16 protein-coding genes are annotated in these 17,925 nt (G+C 57.3%); 7 read left to right on the forward strand and 9 right to left on the reverse strand.

Annotated features, from left to right (window positions below; translation table 11 throughout):
• The first annotated feature begins 39 nt into the window (after window positions 1–39).
• The gene (locus DK510_RS05410; RefSeq protein WP_109311253.1) at window positions 40–444 is read left to right on the forward strand and encodes an Rrf2 family transcriptional regulator; all 405 of its coding nucleotides are present in this window, start codon (window positions 40–42) and stop codon (window positions 442–444) included.
• 377 nt (window positions 445–821) lie between these two features.
• Here the strand turns inward: DK510_RS05410 and gyrB are convergent, their stop codons facing one another.
• Window positions 822–3,239 carry a DNA topoisomerase (ATP-hydrolyzing) subunit B gene (gene gyrB, locus DK510_RS05415; RefSeq protein WP_109311254.1) on the reverse strand — a complete coding sequence of 806 codons (2,418 nt, stop codon included), beginning with the start codon at window positions 3,237–3,239 and terminating at the stop codon, window positions 822–824.
• A 125-nt stretch (window positions 3,240–3,364) separates the two neighbouring features.
• Window positions 3,365–3,937 (reverse strand): TetR/AcrR family transcriptional regulator, encoded by a 573-nt coding sequence (locus tag DK510_RS05420; protein ID WP_109311325.1) that lies wholly within the window; start codon window positions 3,935–3,937, stop codon window positions 3,365–3,367.
• A 99-nt stretch (window positions 3,938–4,036) separates the two neighbouring features.
• Here DK510_RS05420 and DK510_RS05425 point away from each other — a divergent pair, with 99 nt between their 5' ends.
• A complete protein-coding gene (locus DK510_RS05425; protein ID WP_109311255.1) occupies window positions 4,037–4,603 on the forward strand; it encodes a carboxymuconolactone decarboxylase family protein in 567 nt (188 codons plus the stop codon).
• On the opposite strand, the gene recF is transcribed toward DK510_RS05425, so the two are convergent.
• From recF to mutM, 6 genes are all read right to left on the reverse strand, one after another.
• Window positions 4,600–5,697, reverse strand: coding sequence for a DNA replication/repair protein RecF (gene recF / locus DK510_RS05430; protein ID WP_200833216.1), 1,098 nt, complete (start codon window positions 5,695–5,697; stop codon window positions 4,600–4,602). The two genes, DK510_RS05425 and recF, sit on opposite strands and share 4 nt — an antisense overlap.
• A 59-nt stretch (window positions 5,698–5,756) precedes the next feature.
• Window positions 5,757–6,878 carry a DNA polymerase III subunit beta gene (gene dnaN / locus DK510_RS05435; protein ID WP_058272968.1) on the reverse strand — a complete coding sequence of 374 codons (1,122 nt, stop codon included), beginning with the start codon at window positions 6,876–6,878 and terminating at the stop codon, window positions 5,757–5,759.
• 228 nt (window positions 6,879–7,106) lie between these two features.
• The gene (dnaA, locus tag DK510_RS05440) at window positions 7,107–8,492 is read right to left on the reverse strand and encodes a chromosomal replication initiator protein DnaA (protein ID WP_058276502.1); all 1,386 of its coding nucleotides are present in this window, start codon (window positions 8,490–8,492) and stop codon (window positions 7,107–7,109) included.
• A gap of 540 nt (window positions 8,493–9,032) precedes the next feature.
• Window positions 9,033–9,296, reverse strand: a complete 264-nt coding sequence (gene rpsT, locus DK510_RS05445; RefSeq protein ID WP_058272970.1) for a 30S ribosomal protein S20 — start codon at window positions 9,294–9,296, stop codon at window positions 9,033–9,035.
• 232 nt (window positions 9,297–9,528) lie between these two features.
• Window positions 9,529–10,305, reverse strand: coding sequence for an enoyl-CoA hydratase (locus tag DK510_RS05450; RefSeq protein WP_058276503.1), 777 nt, complete (start codon window positions 10,303–10,305; stop codon window positions 9,529–9,531).
• A 66-nt stretch (window positions 10,306–10,371) separates the two neighbouring features.
• Window positions 10,372–11,223 carry a bifunctional DNA-formamidopyrimidine glycosylase/DNA-(apurinic or apyrimidinic site) lyase gene (gene mutM, locus DK510_RS05455; protein ID WP_109311257.1) on the reverse strand — a complete coding sequence of 284 codons (852 nt, stop codon included), beginning with the start codon at window positions 11,221–11,223 and terminating at the stop codon, window positions 10,372–10,374.
• An 86-nt stretch (window positions 11,224–11,309) separates the two neighbouring features.
• Here mutM and ubiE point away from each other — a divergent pair, with 86 nt between their 5' ends.
• Both ubiE and ubiB read left to right on the forward strand, forming a co-directional pair.
• Entirely contained in the window at window positions 11,310–12,062 is a 753-nt protein-coding gene (gene ubiE / locus DK510_RS05460; protein ID WP_109311258.1) for a bifunctional demethylmenaquinone methyltransferase/2-methoxy-6-polyprenyl-1,4-benzoquinol methylase UbiE, read from the forward strand.
• Window positions 12,062–13,591, forward strand: coding sequence for a 2-polyprenylphenol 6-hydroxylase (gene ubiB, locus DK510_RS05465; protein ID WP_109311259.1), 1,530 nt, complete (start codon window positions 12,062–12,064; stop codon window positions 13,589–13,591). Before ubiE ends, ubiB begins: the two co-directional genes overlap by 1 nt.
• A gap of 95 nt (window positions 13,592–13,686) precedes the next feature.
• On the opposite strand, the gene DK510_RS05470 is transcribed toward ubiB, so the two are convergent.
• Window positions 13,687–14,862, reverse strand: coding sequence for an acetyl-CoA C-acyltransferase family protein (locus tag DK510_RS05470; RefSeq protein ID WP_109311260.1), 1,176 nt, complete (start codon window positions 14,860–14,862; stop codon window positions 13,687–13,689).
• Window positions 14,863–14,980: 118 nt separating this feature from the next.
• On the opposite strand from DK510_RS05470, the gene DK510_RS05475 reads away from it, so the two are divergent.
• The 3 genes from DK510_RS05475 (at window position 14,981) to tdh (ending at window position 17,882) form a co-directional block, all read left to right on the forward strand.
• On the forward strand, window positions 14,981–15,544 hold the full coding sequence (locus DK510_RS05475; RefSeq protein WP_109311261.1) for a helix-turn-helix domain-containing protein: 564 nt from the start codon (window positions 14,981–14,983) through the stop codon (window positions 15,542–15,544).
• Between the two features lie 110 nt (window positions 15,545–15,654).
• The gene (locus DK510_RS05480; protein ID WP_109311262.1) at window positions 15,655–16,839 is read left to right on the forward strand and encodes a glycine C-acetyltransferase; all 1,185 of its coding nucleotides are present in this window, start codon (window positions 15,655–15,657) and stop codon (window positions 16,837–16,839) included.
• A gap of 14 nt (window positions 16,840–16,853) precedes the next feature.
• Complete coding sequence (tdh, locus tag DK510_RS05485) at window positions 16,854–17,882, forward strand: L-threonine 3-dehydrogenase (protein WP_109311326.1); 1,029 nt, start codon at window positions 16,854–16,856, stop codon at window positions 17,880–17,882.
• The last annotated feature ends 43 nt before the right edge of the window (window positions 17,883–17,925 follow it).

The raw sequence follows: 17,925 nt of genomic DNA on the forward strand, positions 1-17,925 counted from the left end.
AAAAGTTACGTGTATGTTTCGTTTGGAGAAAAACCGCGCATGAAACGAAACTCTCGCCTGTCGCTTGCCCTGCATACTCTCAGCCATATGGCCGGGGAGCCGGACCGCGTGCGGACGTCGTCCGATATCGCAGATCACGCGGGCACCAATCCTGTTGTGGTCCGCCGCGTGCTAGGAAGGTTGCGAGAGGCGGGTCTGCTGACCTCGGAGAAGGGTCACGCAGGCGGCTGGCGTTTGGCGCGCTCGCCGCAGGATATTTCCCTTGCCGATGTCTACCTCGCGCTTGATGAACGTTTGGTTGCGTCTGACGAGATCAGCGAAGCCCCGGCCTGTTCCGTCGAGCACGCGTTGCAAAAACGCGTATCCGGTGTCCTTGAGGAAATCGAACAGAGCCTTATCCAGAAGCTTGGCGAAACATCGATTTCCGAAGTGCGGGGTGCCTGATCTGGTAAAGACCCCGCACAAAGCAGCCGTTTGGCGCGCGTGCAGCATCAAGCAGTTTGGGCTCGGAGCTGACATCCAACGAAACGTGGCAATCGGCCGCTATGCGGACAAAGCAGCCATCGCAATGGCGCAACGCTGGTTGCCCGTTTCTGCTAAGAAAAGCATCTTTCGCCAAGAAAAGTGGCCATGTTTTTTTCCCGGATCTGCTAGGTTGTTAAAAAGACAACTGAAAGGGACTGTTGGGATGCTCTCCTTACGATCAACACTTGCGGCTTCGGTATGGTTTTGCGACTCCTCATCACTTAGAACGCAAAACTATGGGCGAACTACGCAAACTTATGGAGTGCGCGAAGTGTTATGCGCAAACCTACAATATCCTAGAAATCCAGGTTCTCCACGCTCAGAGCATTTTGTTGGATAAACTCGCGGCGAGGCTCCACCACGTCGCCCATCAGTTTGGTGAATAGGTCATCCGCTTCAACCATGTCGTCCACCCGCACCTGTAAAAGCGTACGTGCATCCGGGTCCAGCGTTGTTTCCCAGAGCTGATCCGGGTTCATCTCTCCCAAACCTTTGTAGCGTTGCAGCGACAAGCCCTTTTCACCTTCTTCCAGAATGGCGCGCAACAGATCCAGCGGGCCGTGAATTGCCTGCGACCGGTCGCGACGGACCAGCGTTGCCGGGGTGTTGTAGATCTCTTGCAGGCTTTGGGTAAAGCTGCCGGTCTTGCGCGCCTCGCCCGAGCGCAGCATCGGACCGTCCAAGGTACGCACCTCTTCTACGCCACGCAAAATACGGGCAAGACGAATTCCGTGATCCTGTGTGATCCGACCCTGCCAACCGCGTTCGTATTCCAGCGCGATGAGGTCGAGACGCGCGGCGACTTTGTCTGCAACGCCTTGCAAATCTGCATCAACCGCGCCCGGCACAAAGGCACCTGCAACGGCGGCCTGTTCCAGGATGTGGCGTGGATAATGGGTTGGGAAGGCGTCCAAGACGCGCTTCAACTGACGCGCTTCGTCGACAATGCGCGTCAGATCCTGTCCCAGGGTCTCTTCGCCAGAACCGAGCTTCAGCACGGCCCCTTCGACACCCTGATTGACCAGGTATTCATCCATCGCCGCCTGATCTTTCAGGTACACTTCGGATTTTCCGCGCGCCACTTTGTAAAGCGGCGGTTGGGCGATGTAGAGATAACCGCCCTCAATCAGCTCAGGCATTTGCCGGTAGAAAAACGTCAACAGCAATGTCCGGATATGCGCACCGTCGACGTCCGCATCGGTCATGATGACGATTTTATGATAGCGCAGCTTTTCGATATTGAACTCGTCTCGCCCGATCCCTGTGCCCAGCGCCATGACGAGGTTGCCGATTTCCTGAGATGACAACATCCGGTCAAACCGTGCACGTTCGACGTTCAGGATTTTACCCTTGAGGGGCAAAATTGCCTGAGTTTGCCGATCGCGGCCCGTTTGCGCTGATCCGCCTGCGGAATCACCCTCAACCAGGAAGACTTCGGTTTTGGTCGGATCTTTTTCCGAACAATCCTTGAGCTTGCCAGCCAGAAAATTCACATCCATCGCCGTTTTGCGGCGGGTCAGCTCGCGCGCCTTGCGAGCGGCTTCACGGGCCAGAGCAGCCTCGATAATTTTGCCAACGATAATCTTGGCCACGTTCGGATTTTCTTCGAACCATTCAGCCAGCTTTTCGTTCATCAGACCTTCGACTGCAGGGCGCACTTCGGATGACACCAGCTTGTCCTTTGTCTGGGACGAGAATTTAGGGTCGGGGACTTTGACCGACAGCACACAGGTCAGACCCTCGCGCGCATCGTCGCCGGTAAAGCTGACCTTTTCCTTTTTCGCGATCCCGCTGGTCTGGGCGTAGTTGTTGATGGTCCGGGTCAGCGCACCGCGGAAACCGGCAATATGGGTTCCGCCATCGCGCTGTGGGATGTTGTTGGTGAAGGGCAGGACTGTCTCGTGATAGCTGTCATTCCACCACATGGCGATTTCGACACCGATATCGTCGCGCTCACCCTTGATATAGATCGGTTCGGGCATTGCGGAGGTCTTGGAGCGATCCAGGTATTTGACGAATTCCTTGACGCCGCCTTCGTAAAACAATTCGGTCTCTAACCGTTCTGCCGGGCGTTCATCAATCAGAATGATCCGTACACCCGAGTTCAGGAAGGCCAGTTCGCGCAGACGCTTTTCCAGCGTCTCGAATGAATATTCCAAGTTTGAGAACGTATCCAACGACGCCAGAAACCGCACTTCGGTTCCGGTCCGATCACCGCACTCAGCGACAACTTTCAGATGCTCGACCGTCTCACCACCTTCGAACCGCGCAACGTGCTCCTTACCATTGCGCCAGACTCGCAATTCCAGCCAGTTGGACAGTGCGTTCACCACCGAAACGCCCACGCCGTGCAGACCGCCGGACACCTTGTAGGAATTGCTGTCGAACTTGCCGCCAGCATGCAGCTGGGTCATGATCACTTCGGCTGCGGACACACCTTCTTCGGGGTGAATATCGACGGGAATTCCGCGACCGTTATCGCTGACCGAGACGCTGGAATCCGCGTGGATTTTGACGGTTACATGGTCCGCGTGACCGGCCAGCGCTTCGTCAATCCCATTGTCAACGACCTCATACACCATATGGTGCAGACCCGAGCCATCGTCCGTATCCCCGATATACATGCCGGGGCGCTTTCGAACTGCCTCTAACCCTTTGAGAACTTTGATGGAATCTGCACCGTATTCCTGGGGTGCCTGTGCGTCTTCGGACATGCCGTCAGTACCTATATTATTTTGGTAACTTATACGTTTTCTGGGGGGGATTGTCACGCGCTACCCCAACATTTTGTGTCGGTCTTGCGTGATTTAGTTTCTTTCGGCAGCTGACTGCCGAATCCCTATAAACGGTCGATATCGGCCGCTATATCCGCTGCGATTTCATGGGCGTCGACATCACTGCGCTCGGCCGACAACCGCAGCCCCAAAAGGTCAGATTGATAGCGCGTCGCCAGTCGGTTCGGATCGTGGCTTAGGGCGATATCCCCGGCCTCTTGCGCCTGACGGAACAGCTCTGCAAAGCAGGCCTTCATCTCGGACATCAGAACACCCGCCCGACCGGCGAGCTCGTGATCCTTGGCCTGCAATTCAGCGTAGGTCTTGGCCAACATACAAGCCTTCGCGGGCGCTCCGCTTGCCTCAATAACCAAACGCGGCTGCGCCTTTAAAGCCTCGAGCGGACCTACCCGGTCAGCCAATGCCCTCAGCCGCGCGACACCCTCTTGCGCGTAGCGGTCCAACGCCAGCCCGTAAAGCGCGTCCTTGGACCCAAATGCCGCATAGAAACTGCCGGGTTTCAACTTCAACTCGCGCTCAAGGTCTTTCAAGGATGTGCCAGCCCAACCCTGACGCCAGAAGATATCCCTGGCCCGGGCAATCAGGTCATCACGGTCATATTCGGGTTTGCGAGGCATCACCTTCACCAATTTTTGAACGATTGCTCAAATATATACTTGAGTGATCACTCAAGAAAGACTATTTCTGCCTTACCCCGCCAGAAAAGGAGTTCCAACATGGCCAATTTCCCGTCACATGATCTCGAATCCGCCCCCGAAGGGTCCAAACCGCTACTGGAAAAATCGCAAGCCGCTTTTGGCCGCCTGCCCGGCCTGCACAAGGTCATGGCCGAAAGCCCCCAGCATCTGGAAGGCTATCAGGTGCTGCATGGCCTGTTCATGCAGACCGATTTCGACAATGATGAGAAAACCGTCGTCTGGCAGACCATCAATGTGGAAAACGAATGCCACTATTGCGTGCCCGCTCATACCGGCATCGCCAAGATGATGAAGGTTTCCGACGAAATCACCGAAGCCCTGCGCAATGAAACCCTGCTACCTTCGGCCAAGCTTGAAGCACTGCGCACCTTCACCCTGCAAATGATGGAAACCCGCGGCAACCCGACCGAAGCACAGCTGCAGGCGTTCTTTGATGCGGGCTACTCTCACCGCGCTGTTTTGGATGTGGTGCTGGGCCTGGCGCAAAAAACCATGTCGAACTACGTGAACCACATGGCAAAAACCCCGGTCGATGAAGTCATGCGCGGCTTCCTGTGGGAACGTAAAGTCGGCGAGCCGGCCTAAGCGGACACGACCGAGCCCTCAAAGCCATCACTCACGATCAAGGATTGGGCCCGGTCGCCCAGTTCCGCAAACAGCTCAGGCCCGGTGCCCGTCATCCAGGCCTGAGCGCCCAACGCACAAATCTCATCATACAGCGCCGCGCGCCGGTCCGCGTCCAGATGCGCCGCCACCTCGTCCAACAACACGATCGGGGGCGCGCCGATCATACTCGCCAAGGCTCGTGCGTTCGACAGGATCAAAGAGACCAATAAAGCCTTCTGCTCACCCGTCGAGCAATCCTTGGCCGGAACGCCCTTGGCAGCGAACACCCCGTACACGTCCGACCGATGCGGCCCCACCAGCGTGCGTCCGGCCGCCAGATCGCGGAACCGGCTTTCTCTTAGCGCTTCGCGCAGATCCGCTTCCGTTTCCGGCATCGCACCTTCGGTCTGTACCAGCTCCAATTCCGCAGATGGAAACGCAGTTTCCGCCTGATCCTGCGCCGCGCGCAGATGATCCAGCGCCGAAAGCCGCGCCGCGTGAATACGATACCCCGTCTCCGCCATCTGCGCTTCAAGTGCTGCATACCAATGCGCATCGCGTACCTGCTCTTTCAGCAGACGGTTCCGTTCGCGCATGGATTTTTCATAGGTCAAAGATGCTTCAGCATGGGCCGGGTCGAAACTCAGCGCGATCCGGTCCAGAAAACGCCGGCGTCCTTCGGCCCCCTCGATCCAAATTCGGTCCATCGAAGGGATCAGCCAGACAATTCGCGCCAGCTTGCCCAGATCAATCTGGCTAGACGCCTTGCCATCAATGCGGACTTGCCGGGCGACACCGCCCTCGGACCAGGTCTCAATCTCGTATTGTCGCCCCTGCGCCTGCAGCAACCCGGACAGTTTCCAACCCAGCGCCTCGGGGCGTCGGGTCATTTCGGCCGCGCTGGCCCGCCGCATTCCGCGACCGGGGGAAAACAGGGACACCGCTTCCAGGATGTTGGTCTTGCCCGCCCCGTTCGATCCATGAATCGCAACAGGCCGACCATCCAAAGATAGTCGCGCCAACTTGTGGGACCGAAAATGCGAGACGTTAAGCTCGGTCAGGGCCAAACCCATGACCCCTCCCTTCATCTTTTCAAAATCTCTCCCGCCGGAGGCATCGCACGTCCGTGCGATCAGACGCGCATCGGCATAACGACGTATACCGCGCTCAGATCATTGCCTTCGCGCATCAGGGTCGGATCAGCCGCTGAATTGAACAGGAACACAGCGTTCTCACGATCCACCTGAGAGGCGATTTCCAGCAGGTACTTGGCGTTGAATCCGATCTCCAGCCGCTCGTCGCCATAGGCCACTGCCAGTTCTTCCTCGGCCGCGCCGCTATCCGGGGCGTTGACGGAAAGCACCAGTTTATCTGTATCCAGCTGCAGCTTTACCGCTCGAGACCGCTCAGAGGACACAGTTGCAACCCGATCTACCGCCTTTGCGAATTCGGCCGCATCGACTTCCAGTTGGCGCGTATTGCCCTGAGGAATCACACGTGTGTAATCCGGGAACGTCCCGTCGATCACTTTTGAGGTCAGCGTGATGTCCGGGGTTGCAAAGCGCACTTTCGTTTCACTGACCGACACGGCGATATCCATCTCATCGTCGTCCAGCAGCTTGCGCAGTTCGCCTACGGTTTTGCGCGGCACGATCACACCTGGCATGTCTGCAGCGCCATCGGGCAGATCCGCGTCGATGCGTGCCAGTCGGTGGCCATCGGTGGCCACACAGCGCAGCACCTTGCCGCCTTCGGACCCGTCGGCCACATGCATATAGACGCCGTTCAGATAGTAACGCGTCTCTTCGGTCGAGATGGCGAATTTCGACTTGTCGAACAACCGGCGCAGCAGGGCTGCCGAGGCAGTAAAGTTCGATTGGTATTCCGAAGACGCCATCACAGGGAAGTCTTCCTTTGGCAGCGTCGCCAATGAGAAATTCGACCGGCCTGCTTCAACCGTCAGACGCCCTGCGGCGCTGTCGGCGGTCAGTGTCACCAACGCTCCATCCGGAAGCTTGCGCACGATCTCATGCAACGTCGTTGCGGCCACCGTTGTGGCCCCGGCCTTTTCGACCTGTGCGGGCGCTTTGTCGACAACTTCGATATCCAAGTCGGTCGCCCGGAACATGGCTTGATCGCCCTCGGCTTCGATCAAAACGTTGGCAAGTATGGGAATGGTGTTGCGACGTTCGACAACAGATTGGGCCTGGGAAACGGCCTTGAGAAGGGTGCCGCGTTCGATGCTGATCTTCATACCCTTAATTCCTCTGACTTGCGTGCCGAAATGGGCGGGACTGGCACGTTAGCGGTTCCGCCCTGAGGCACAAGGATTTTTTATGGATTTCTCGGTCGGATTGCCCAAAGCGTCAAGGGCCGCGTGGCCCTTCAAGCACAGTTCATTTCCAACCGTGGAAAATAGCGCACAAGAAAACGCCCCGGGCGTGAGGGTCCGGGGCGTTTCTCAAGTGATATGGGTAGGAGCTCAGGCTTCCAGCGCGCGCCGCAGCATTTCCACATCTTCGGCAATCTGGCCGTCTGTGGTTTTCAGCTCTTCGATGCGTTTTACGCCGTGCATGACAGTCGTGTGGTCACGTCCTCCGAAGCGGCGCCCGATTTCCGGCAGGGACCGGCTGGTCAGTCGCTTGCACAGATACATCGCAACCTGACGCGGGCGGGCATAAGACCGCAGGCGTTTAGGTCCAATGATGTCGGACAGGCGGATGTTGTAATAGTCCGAAACCTTGCGCTGAATCTCTTCGACAGTGATCTTGCGCTCGGATGCGCGCAGCACATCGGCCAGACAGTCCTGCGTCAGCTCCATGTCGATCTCGCGCCCCACCAACGAGGCAAAAGCGAACAGACGGGTCAGAGCACCTTCCAGCACGCGAACATTGGTCGAGATCCGGTGCGCCAGGAATTCCAGGACACCATCGGCAATTGTCAGGTCGGGATATGTGCTGCTGTACTGCTGCACCTTGTTTTGCAGGATGCCCAGGCGCAGTTCATAGTCGGTTGGGTGCAAATCGACCACCAGACCACATTGCAGACGCGATTTCACCCGATCCTCTAGGTCCTTGATCTCACCCGGGGCGCGGTCGGCCGAGATGATGATCTGTTTGTTCTGGTCCACCAGTGCATTGAATGTGTGGAAGAACTCTTCCTGCGTCGAATCTTTGCCCGCGATGAACTGCACATCGTCCACCATCAACACGTCAACCGACCGAAACAAATGTTTGAAGTCCATCATCCGGCGCTCGCGAAGGGCCTGCACGAAACGGTACATGAACTGTTCCGCCGACAAATATAGCACGTTCAACTCGGGGTGTTTTGTTTTCAGCTCCCATGCGATGGCATGCATCAGGTGCGTCTTACCCAGACCAACGCCACCGTAAAGAACCAGCGGGTTGAAGGTCACAGGACCACCTTCAGACACACGACGCGCCGCGGCATGGGCCAATTCGTTGGGTTTACCAACAACAAAACTGTCGAAGGTAAAGCGGGAATCCAATGGCGCGGCCTGCAAGGATTCAAACGCGCCATTCGCGGCTTCCATCTGCGGCGCAACAGGTGCATCCCGCACAACAGTCGGCTCGGATTCGGTGTCTACTTTAGGGCGCGCCGGTGAGTTAGCAGCGACGCGAAAGGCCAGTCGTTGAACCGTTTCCCCTGCGGTGTTCATCTCATACAGTATGAGATCCGCAAAGTTCTGACTGACATAGTTGCCCATGAAATTAGTCGGCACGGAAAACACCGCTACGCCGTCCTGCAACTCTTGGAATTCAAGAGGTTCAATCCAGGTCGTGTAGTTGTTTTTTCCGATAGCCTTGAGCAACTTGTTTCGTAGTAGTCCCCATTTCTCTTGTGTCATTAAGCGCCTCACGCATCCCATTCTTTATTGGCCTGTCGGCCTTATTGCTATTTTCCGGTTGCCCGGATTATGCTTTCACACGCAAAGGGATACACGACGCCAAACCGCAGAAGTTTGGCGGGTGTGTTTTAGAAAGTCCGCACATCCCTACTTGCCGGCGCTCCATACCCGGAACGCCCTGAAAACAGGGTTGCGCAACGCAATCTCAAATTCGACAGGGCTTGGTTCCCTGGTGACCCAAGGACCGCAGCAGATTAGCAAACCAGTTGCCAACATTCGTTCCTGACCGTCCTGATGCCCGTCAGTTTAGTCGTTGGAACAGCCTGTCCCCCCAAGCGAGTGAATCGCTGTAACAGTGGTAGCAAGAGGCCAAGGCATCCGGCAACGAAACTCTGATATTGACTCGTATCTTTCGCCGAAAGAATCTCTCGGTTTTGTGAAGGCGCGGCTTTCCGGCAACAGCAAAAAAAAAGCGCCGCCGGGCGCGGCGCATTTTCTATCATTTCACCTTGCTTGGTTGACCCAAGGTCAACCCGGGCCTTAGCCCAGCGCTTTTACACGAGCCGACAGGCGCGACATTTTACGCGACGCTGTGTTCTTGTGGAAAACGCCTTTTGTGACGCCGCGCATCAGTTCAGGCTGAGCTGCGCGCAGTGCTGCGGTTGCAGCGTCCTTGTCGCCGGATGCGATCGCTTCTTCTACCTTACGCAGGTAGGTACGGATGCGCGAACGACGTGCTTTGTTGATTGCGAAACGGCTCTCGTTCTGACGAGCGCGTTTTTTTGCTTGGGGCGAATTAGCCATGTGTGTCTCTGACCTTTGGTTCGGTACGTTGTCTAGGGTTGCGCGCAACGGAATATCCGCACCAGATCAGAAATCACGAGTGTGAGTCGGGCCAAGCGGGCCGCACGCGCATGTATGGTGGCGGTTACTACCCAAGTTGGCCGGGTTTGCCAAGGCGATTCTTTTGATGCGCATAGCTGGTATGAAAAAGGCGGGCAAAGGCCCGCCGGTTTCGATTTGATCAGGGAACCGCTTATTTGTCGCGGAATTGCGCGGCGCGTTTTTCCAGGAACGCGGCCATACCTTCTTTTTGATCCTCGGTCGCGAACATTGAATGGAACACGCGGCGTTCGAACAGCATGCCTTCGCTCAGCGGCAGCTCATAGCTGCGGTTTACCGACTCCTTGGCTGCCATAGCGGACAGTTGGGATTTTTCGGCAATCTTCTGGGCTGCGCCCATCGCCTCATCCATCAGCTTCTTGGCGGGAACGACGCGGCTGACAAGGCCAGCGCGTTCAGCTTCTTCTGCGTCCATGAAACGGCCGGTCAGGTTCATGTCCATGGATTTGGACTTGCCGACAAACCGCGTCAGACGCTGGCTGCCCCCAAGCCCGGCAATGACGCCAAGATTGATCTCAGGTTGGCCAAATTTGGCAGTGTCCGCTGCGATGATGAAATCGCACAACATCGCAAGTTCGCACCCGCCGCCCAACGCATATCCGGCTACGGCAGCGATGATGGGCTTGCGGATCGCGCACACGCGGTCGTTCAGAGCACCAAACAGGTTCGAGCTGTAAACGTCCACAAAGCTCATCTCGGACATTTCCTTGATGTCCGCGCCCGCAGCGAACGCCTTGTCCGACCCGGTGATGACGATGCAGCGCACTTTGTCGTTGCTATCCGCATCTTCCAATGCCGAGCACAATTCCTGCGCCAGTTGTGAGTTCAGCGCGTTCAGCGCATCGGGCCTGTCGAGCTTGATAAGGGCGACGTGGTCTTCGATTTCGACGATGATCGTCTCAAAAGCCATGAGGTGAAAGCTTCCGGTTGTTCCGTTCAGGTACGATTCCTTACCACGCGCATTCGCTGGATCAAGCTATCTTTGGCATTGCGCACAGTAGAAGGATGAGCGACCGGACTGGGTGATTCTTTTAATTGGAGCCCCACAACCGTCAGTCCTGCAGGGTTCTCCCTCACGGCCATAGACGTCAAAGCTGTGCTGAAAATATCCAAGTTCTCCATCGGCTTGGCGGAAATCGCGTAGGGAAGATCCACCTGCTTCGATGGCGTCCTGCAATACCTTCCTGATGATCGGAACAAGTGCTGCGACACGGGTCGCAGAAATTTGGCCGGCTTTGCGACGTGGCGACACTCCGGCTCGAAATAGCGCCTCGCACACGTAGATATTGCCCAGGCCGGCAACGATTCCCTGATCCAGCAGCGCCGATTTGATCGGAGTGTTCTTTCCCCGAAACGCATCGATCAGATGTTGTTCGTGAAAATCATTACCCAAAGGTTCAGGCCCGAGGACAGACAGCAGCTTGTGATCGTCCGCAGTTGCTGTCTGCAATAGGTCCATCGCACCAAACCGGCGCGGATCGTTGAACGTGACACGTGCGCCATTCGCCATGTGAAAGACCACATGGTCATGTTTTTGGGTTATCGGATGCTCATGCACGAATTGCCCAAGCGGATCGCCGGATACGGTCATCCGGCCTGACATGCCCAAATGGATCAACAAGGTTTCACCACTGCTGAGATCGGCAAGAATGTATTTTGACCGACGACGCAATTTTTGAACCGTCTGCCCGGTCAACCGCTCGGCCATCCGTTCAGGGAAAGGCCAGCGCAGATCGGGGCGATTCACATCTGCCCGGTCGATCACCACGCCTTCCATCGCTGGGCTCAGGCCGCGTCTTACTGTCTCGACCTCGGGCAATTCCGGCATTACACGGCTCCTATTCCAAAGGGCCGCATTGTGCCCCGGTTCCAGAGCCCTATAACAGAGGCGAAATTCGAAAAACGGCAAGGCTAATGTCCGACAACAGCGACAAGACCACTCATTTTGGGTTCGAAACCGTACGTGAGGCTGAAAAGGCCGGGCGTGTACAGGGCGTGTTTAACTCGGTCGCCTCGAAATATGACGTGATGAACGATGTCATGTCGATGGGCATTCACCGGGTCTGGAAAGACGCGATGATGGACTGGCTTGCGCCCCGCCCAGGCCAGCGCCTGCTGGATGTCGCAGGTGGCACTGGAGATATCTCGTTCCGCTTTTTGAAACGCGCGGGCTATGGCCATGCTACCGTGCTGGACCTGACCGAACCGATGCTGGTCGAAGGCCGACGGCGCGCCGAGGCAGACCAGATGGCCGACAGCCTGAACTGGGTGGTCGGCGACGCGATGGCTCTGCCCTTCGACGACAACACATTCGACGTCTACACCATCTCGTTTGGCATCCGGAACGTGACCCGCCCGCAAGAGGCCCTGAACGAAGCATTCCGTGTGTTGAAACCCGGAGGCCGCCTGATGGTGCTGGAATTCAGCCAATTGCCTAATGACGGGCTGCAAAAGCTCTACGATCTTTACAGCTTCAACGTCATCCCGCGCATGGGGAAACTCATCGCTGATGACTACGACAGCTATCAATACTTGGTCGAATCGATCCGTAATTTCCCGGATCAGGAAACGTTTCTGGGCATGGTCCGCGCGGCCGGATTTGAAAATGCCAAGTACCGCAACCTAAGCATGGGTATCGCCGCGCTGCATTCCGGCTGGAAAATCTGATGCGCGGACCACACAACATCATTCGCCTGATCCGCACGGGCGCCACTCTTGAGCGCACAGGTGCCATGAACGTTGTGCTGGATGCGTTCGAGGCTCCGCGCGCACTGCGGTTTCTGGCGCATGCTTTGGGCAAGCCATTCCAATGGCTGGGTTACAAAGGCGATCCTGACATGCCCCCCGCCACAAGGGCGCTGACGGCGCTTGGACCGGCATACATCAAGTTTGGTCAGGTATTGTCGACCCGTCCCGATGTGGTCGGGGATGAGTTGGCCGAACAATTGCGCGTGCTGCAGGACAAGCTTCCCCCATTCTCCAAAGCCGAAGCCATGGCCGAGGTTGAAAAGGAACTGGGCCAGCCGGTTTCCGAAGTGTTCAGCGAATTCAGTGAACCCATCGCCGCGGCCTCAATTGCTCAGGTCCACAAGGCCAAGCTGGTTAGCACCGGCGAAGACGTCGCCGTCAAAGTTCTGCGCCCAAACATTGAACGCGCCTTCCGCAAGGATGTAGACGCATTTTATTTCGCCGCACGCATCGTGCAGCTATTCGCCCCCGGTGCGCGCCGCCTGCGCCCGATGGAGGTGATCGAACATTTCGACGGCGTCGTACGCGGCGAGCTCGACCTGCGGCTGGAAAGCGCCGCCGCGTCGGAGTATGCGGCCAACACCAAGAACGACGCGGGCTTCTGGCTGCCCCCGGTCGTCTGGTCGCTGTCAGCCCGCCGTGTGATGACACTCAGCTGGGCTGACGGCGTTCCGCTGGGCGAAAATGCCGCGCTGGACGCCGCCGGGCACGACCGTGGTGATCTGGCGGAACGCGTGCTGCGCTTGTTCCTGCTGCACGCACTTCGAGACGGTTTTTTCCACGCTGACATGCATCAGGGCAACCTGAAGGTCGCGGCCAATGGGGACATCATTGCCTACGACTATGGCATCATGGGTCATATCGACGAATATACTCGCCGGGTTTATGCCGAGATCCTCTTTGGCTTTATTCGCCGCGACTACAAACGCGTGGCCGAAGTGCATTTCGAAGCTGGCTATGTCCCTGCCGACAGGGACGTCGACGAGTTTGCCCGCGCCCTGCGCGCGGTCGGAGAGCCTATCTTTGGCATGGATGCCACTCATATTTCGATGGGGCGCCTATTGAATTACCTGTTCGAGGTGACAGAACGGTTCGGCATGGAAACCCGCACGGAACTGATCCTGCTGCAACGGACAATGGTGGTCGTCGAAGGCGTGGCGCGGTCACTGGACTCGCGCATCAACATCTGGGAAGTCGCCCGCCCGGTTGTCGAAGATTACATCAAGCAATCCATCGGCCCCCGCGCAGCACTACGGGATTTTGGCAAAACCGCCATGGTGCTGGCCCGCTTCGGCCCGCGCCTGCCCGCTTTGGTGGAAAATGCGCTGATCGCGCAGACGCATAAGGACGACGCCCAGAACAAAGGGCTGTCGGCAGCTATTCTTCCGGCAACTATTGGCGCCGCAGCTGGCGCCGCAATTATCCTGATCCTGACAGCCTTCACCTAAGGCAAGTCCGCCAGCTTCATCTGGCCAAAATATCCTCGGGGGAAAACGCGCAAGCGCGATGGGGGGCAGACAGCCCCCCCTCTGCCCGATCCGGATCAGATCCGCTCGAAGGCAATGGCGATACCCTGTCCGCCACCAATGCACATCGTGACCAGGCCCTTCGATCCGCCGATGCGTTCCAGCTCATACAACGCCTTAAGGGTGATGATCGCGCCTGTAGCGCCCACCGGGTGCCCCAAAGCAATTGCCCCCCCGTTCGGATTCACCTTGGCGGCATCCAGCCCCAGTTCTTTGTTTACGGCCAAGGCTTGCGACGCGAAGGCCTCGTTGCTTTCGATCACATCGAAATCCTCGATCGACAGGCCCGTACGCGCCATCAGGTTCTGAACGGCCGGAACCGGTCCGATCCCCATAACCTCGGGACGGACACCAGCGTGGCCATATCCAAGAATGCGCGCCTTGGGTTTCAGACCCGCTTTCTCAGCTGCTTCAGCCGTAGCCAGAACCATCGCGGCGGCACCGTCGTTGATGCCGGACGCGTTTCCAGCCGTCACCCGACCGTCCTTCTTGAACGCCGGGCGCAGTCCTGCCAGCGCCTCGGCCGAGGTCTGCTTGGGGTGTTCGTCGACCGTGAAATCGACCATGTCGCGTTTGACTTTGACCTGAACCGGCGCGATCTGGCTTTCAAAATAGCCAGCCCCAATCGCAGCAGCAGCCCGCGCCTGGCTGGCAAGGGCAAATTCGTCCATTTGCTCACGCGTGATCTGATGTTCATCCGCCACGTTCTCGGCTGTCACACCCATATGACCGGTGCCAAAGGGACAATTCAGGGCACCCAGCATCATATCGAGCGATTTAACATCCCCCATCTTCGCACCCCAGCGCGCCTGAGGAACGATGTAGGGGCTGCGCGACATGCTTTCGGCACCTCCGGCCACGGTAAATTCTGCATCACCCAACATCAGAGACTGCACAGCGGACACAATCGCCTGCGCCCCGGACCCGCACAGGCGGTTCACATTCATCGCGGGCGTTTCGTTCGGAATGCCCGCTTGTTTTGCAGCGGCGCGCGACAGGTACATATCGCGTGGCTCGGTGTTGATCACGTGGCCAAAAACAACGCTGCCGATCTGGGTCGGTTCGACCCCTGAACGTTCCATCGCCGCTTCCGTCACCACGGTCGCAAGATCAATCGGCGCGGTTGATGCCAGCGCCCCGCCAAACGTACCAATCGCGGTGCGGGCACCATCAAGAATCACGATGTCTTTCATGTCTCTACTCCTCCGGAATTTGACGGCACTATGCATCTGCGGCATCAGGCTGTCCCATGGAACGTACCGTCACAAGCAGAATTGACATATGACGGACAAACGCGCATGAGATTCCGTCATGACGGAAAACCCAGATGATATCCTGACACGCCTGCCCGCACGCCTGAAAGAGGCTCGCAGGGCCAAGGGCCTGTCGCTTGAAGCCGTGGCAAATCTTAGCGGCGTATCCAGATCGATGGTCAGTCAGATCGAGCGGGGCGAAAGCAGCCCGACGATCTCGACCCTGTGGAACCTGACCCGTGCGCTACAGGTGGATTTCGCGGGTCTTCTGGAGGAAGCGAACAGCACGAACCAGATCGAAGTCCTTAGGAAATCCGAGGTGCCCAGTATCGACAACATGGGCCAAAACTGCCGGATTCGCATTCTTTCACCGCCCGAGGAAGCCGGTGGTCACGAGGTCTACGATATTAAGTTCGACAAAGACGGCGCACTGAACAGCCAGCCCCACGCCCGTGGAGCACGAGAGCAGCTGACCGTGCTGGAAGGCGCCGTGCGTGTGACTTCCGGTACGGCTGTCAGTGATCTGCAACACGGTGACACCGCACGCTATGCAGCGGATGTCGCGCATTCGATCGTTGCCAACGGGCCTGCGCGGGTCTTCCTGATCGTTAAAAACGCCTGATATCGGCGAAAATCCACGTTCACGGATTTTTTTCCCGTATATTGTAATTCCCCTATTTGGGAATTATATCCGCTATGTTAGATATGCGACTCAGACAAACGGAGACCGCCATGGCTGATGCATTCTTGTCCCACATTACGGACACCCTCGCGCAGATCGAAGCAGAAGGTCTGTATAAGCGCGAACGAATGATCACCTCGCCTCAGGGCGGTGAGATTACGGTGGGTGACCGGAAGGTCATCAACCTGTGCGCCAACAATTATCTAGGTCTGGCCGATCATCCCGCTCTTATAGAGGCCGCCAAAGGCGCGATGGAACCCAAGGGGTTCGGCATGGCTTCGGTCCGCTTCATCTGCGGTACGCAGGACATTCACCGTGAGTTGGAACAAAGGCTGGCCAAGTTCCTGAACAAGGACGATTCGATCCTGTTCGCCGCTTGTTTCGATGCCAATGGCGGCCTCTTTGAACCCTTGTTAGGGCCTGAAGACGCCATCATCTCAGACAGTCTGAACCACGCTTCGATCATCGACGGTGTGCGGTTGTGCAAAGCCAAGCGCTATCGGTACATGAACAATGACATGAACGATCTTGAGGCTTGGTTGAAACAAGCGCGTGAGGATGGTGCGCGGCACATCATGATCGCGACCGATGGCGTGTTCTCAATGGATGGCTATCTGGCCAACCTGCCAAAAATTCGCGAGCTGGCGGACAAATACGATGCGATCGTCATGGTGGATGACTGCCACGCCACCGGCTTCATGGGGCCAAGCGGGGCGGGCACGCCGGATCACTTCGGTGTCGACGTGGACGTTCTGACGGGAACCTTGGGCAAGGCACTTGGGGGGGCTATCGGCGGTTACATCGCCGGGCCGCAGCCAGTGATCGACCTGCTGCGGCAGCGGGCGCGGCCTTACCTTTTCTCAAACTCGCTGCCACCTTCCATCGTCGCCGCCGGATTGGAAGCAATCCGCCTGGTCGAAGAGGGCGACATGCTGCGCGCACAACTTTTTGGCAACGCGAAATACTGGCGTGCAGGATTGGAAAAGCTGGGCTTTGATCTCCTGCCCGGTGAGCATCCAATTATCCCTGTTATGCTAGGCGAGGCGCAACTGGCGCAAGATATGGCGTCGGGCCTGTTCGACGAAGGCGTCTATGTCTCGGGCTTCTTTTTCCCAGTGGTCCCACGTGGTCAGGCACGGATCAGAACACAGATGAATGCGGCTCTAACAAGGGACGAATTGGACCGTGCGCTGACCGCTTTTGGCAAGGTCGGCAAAGAATTGGGAGTGATCTGATGCGCCCCAACACAATGAAAGCTTTGGAGAAATCCAAACCCGAGGAAGGCCTGTGGATGGTGCTGGCCCCTGTGCCGGAAATCGACGCAGACGAGGTTCTGATCCGCATCAACAAGACCGGCATTTGCGGGACAGATATCCATATCTGGAACTGGGATGACTGGGCTGCGGCCACAGTGCCGATCCCGATGATCACGGGCCACGAATTCGCGGGTGAGATCGTCGAAATCGGGCGTAATGTCACCGGTCTGGAGATCGGCCAGCGTTGTTCTGGCGAAGGTCATCTGATCACAACCGACAGTCGCCAAAGCCGCGCGGGCAAGTTCCACCTGGATCCTGGTACACGGGGCATTGGTGTGAATGAACAGGGGGCCTTTGCCCAATACCTGAAACTTCCTGCCTTCAACGTGGTACCCTTGCCTGAAGACGTACCTGACGAAATCGGAGCCATTCTCGATCCTTTGGGCAACGCCGTTCATACTGCGCTCAGCTTCGACCTGCTGGGCGAAGACGTTCTGATCACGGGCGCAGGCCCTATCGGTATCATGGCAGCCGCTGTCGCACGGCATGCAGGCGCACGGCATGTGGTGATAACCGATATCAACCCGGATCGTCTAAAGCTGGCTGAACACGTCGTGCCTACCCTGCGGTCCGTGGATGTCAGCAAGGAAGACCTGCAAGATGTCATAACCGAGCTTGGTATGCAGCAGGGGTTTGACGTTGGCTTGGAGATGTCCGGTTCGCAAGCCGCACTGGACCAGATGGTCGAGGCACTGGTGATGGGCGGCAAAATCGCCTTGCTGGGCATTCCCCCCGGAAAATCCCCAGTGGATTGGAGCCGTATCGTCTTCAAGGCCATCACCATCAAAGGTGTTTATGGGCGTGAAATGTTCGAAACATGGTACAAGATGATCGCCATGTTGCAGAACGGTCTGGACGTCAGCCGGGTCATTACGCACCAGATGAAGGTCGACGATTTCGCCGCAGGTTTTGACGCGATGAAATCAGGTCAGTCCGGCAAAGTTGTTCTGGACTGGACTTAACGCTCTGGAATTGCGCGGGATCAGACCCTAAACAGGGGTGAAC

Origin of the sequence: Ruegeria sp. AU67, from assembly GCF_900312795.1 — a bacterium.
Taxonomy (GTDB): domain Bacteria; phylum Pseudomonadota; class Alphaproteobacteria; order Rhodobacterales; family Rhodobacteraceae; genus Ruegeria; species Ruegeria atlantica.

What these genes read in the sequence shown, in the direction of transcription:
- DK510_RS05410 (WP_109311253.1), top strand. Translation starts at nt 40, where the DNA reads ATGAAACGAAACTCTCGCCTGTCGCTTGCCCTGCATACTCTCAGCCAT.
- gyrB (WP_109311254.1), bottom strand. Translation starts at nt 3,239, where the DNA reads ATGTCCGAAGACGCACAGGCACCCCAGGAATACGGTGCAGATTCCATC.
- DK510_RS05420 (WP_109311325.1), bottom strand. Translation starts at nt 3,937, where the DNA reads ATGCCTCGCAAACCCGAATATGACCGTGATGACCTGATTGCCCGGGCC.
- DK510_RS05425 (WP_109311255.1), top strand. Translation starts at nt 4,037, where the DNA reads ATGGCCAATTTCCCGTCACATGATCTCGAATCCGCCCCCGAAGGGTCC.
- recF (WP_200833216.1), bottom strand. Translation starts at nt 5,697, where the DNA reads ATGGGTTTGGCCCTGACCGAGCTTAACGTCTCGCATTTTCGGTCCCAC.
- dnaN (WP_058272968.1), bottom strand. Translation starts at nt 6,878, where the DNA reads ATGAAGATCAGCATCGAACGCGGCACCCTTCTCAAGGCCGTTTCCCAG.
- dnaA (WP_058276502.1), bottom strand. Translation starts at nt 8,492, where the DNA reads ATGACACAAGAGAAATGGGGACTACTACGAAACAAGTTGCTCAAGGCT.
- rpsT (WP_058272970.1), bottom strand. Translation starts at nt 9,296, where the DNA reads ATGGCTAATTCGCCCCAAGCAAAAAAACGCGCTCGTCAGAACGAGAGC.
- DK510_RS05450 (WP_058276503.1), bottom strand. Translation starts at nt 10,305, where the DNA reads ATGGCTTTTGAGACGATCATCGTCGAAATCGAAGACCACGTCGCCCTT.
- mutM (WP_109311257.1), bottom strand. Translation starts at nt 11,223, where the DNA reads ATGCCGGAATTGCCCGAGGTCGAGACAGTAAGACGCGGCCTGAGCCCA.
- ubiE (WP_109311258.1), top strand. Translation starts at nt 11,310, where the DNA reads ATGTCCGACAACAGCGACAAGACCACTCATTTTGGGTTCGAAACCGTA.
- ubiB (WP_109311259.1), top strand. Translation starts at nt 12,062, where the DNA reads ATGCGCGGACCACACAACATCATTCGCCTGATCCGCACGGGCGCCACT.
- DK510_RS05470 (WP_109311260.1), bottom strand. Translation starts at nt 14,862, where the DNA reads ATGAAAGACATCGTGATTCTTGATGGTGCCCGCACCGCGATTGGTACG.
- DK510_RS05475 (WP_109311261.1), top strand. Translation starts at nt 14,981, where the DNA reads ATGACGGAAAACCCAGATGATATCCTGACACGCCTGCCCGCACGCCTG.
- DK510_RS05480 (WP_109311262.1), top strand. Translation starts at nt 15,655, where the DNA reads ATGGCTGATGCATTCTTGTCCCACATTACGGACACCCTCGCGCAGATC.
- tdh (WP_109311326.1), top strand. Translation starts at nt 16,854, where the DNA reads ATGAAAGCTTTGGAGAAATCCAAACCCGAGGAAGGCCTGTGGATGGTG.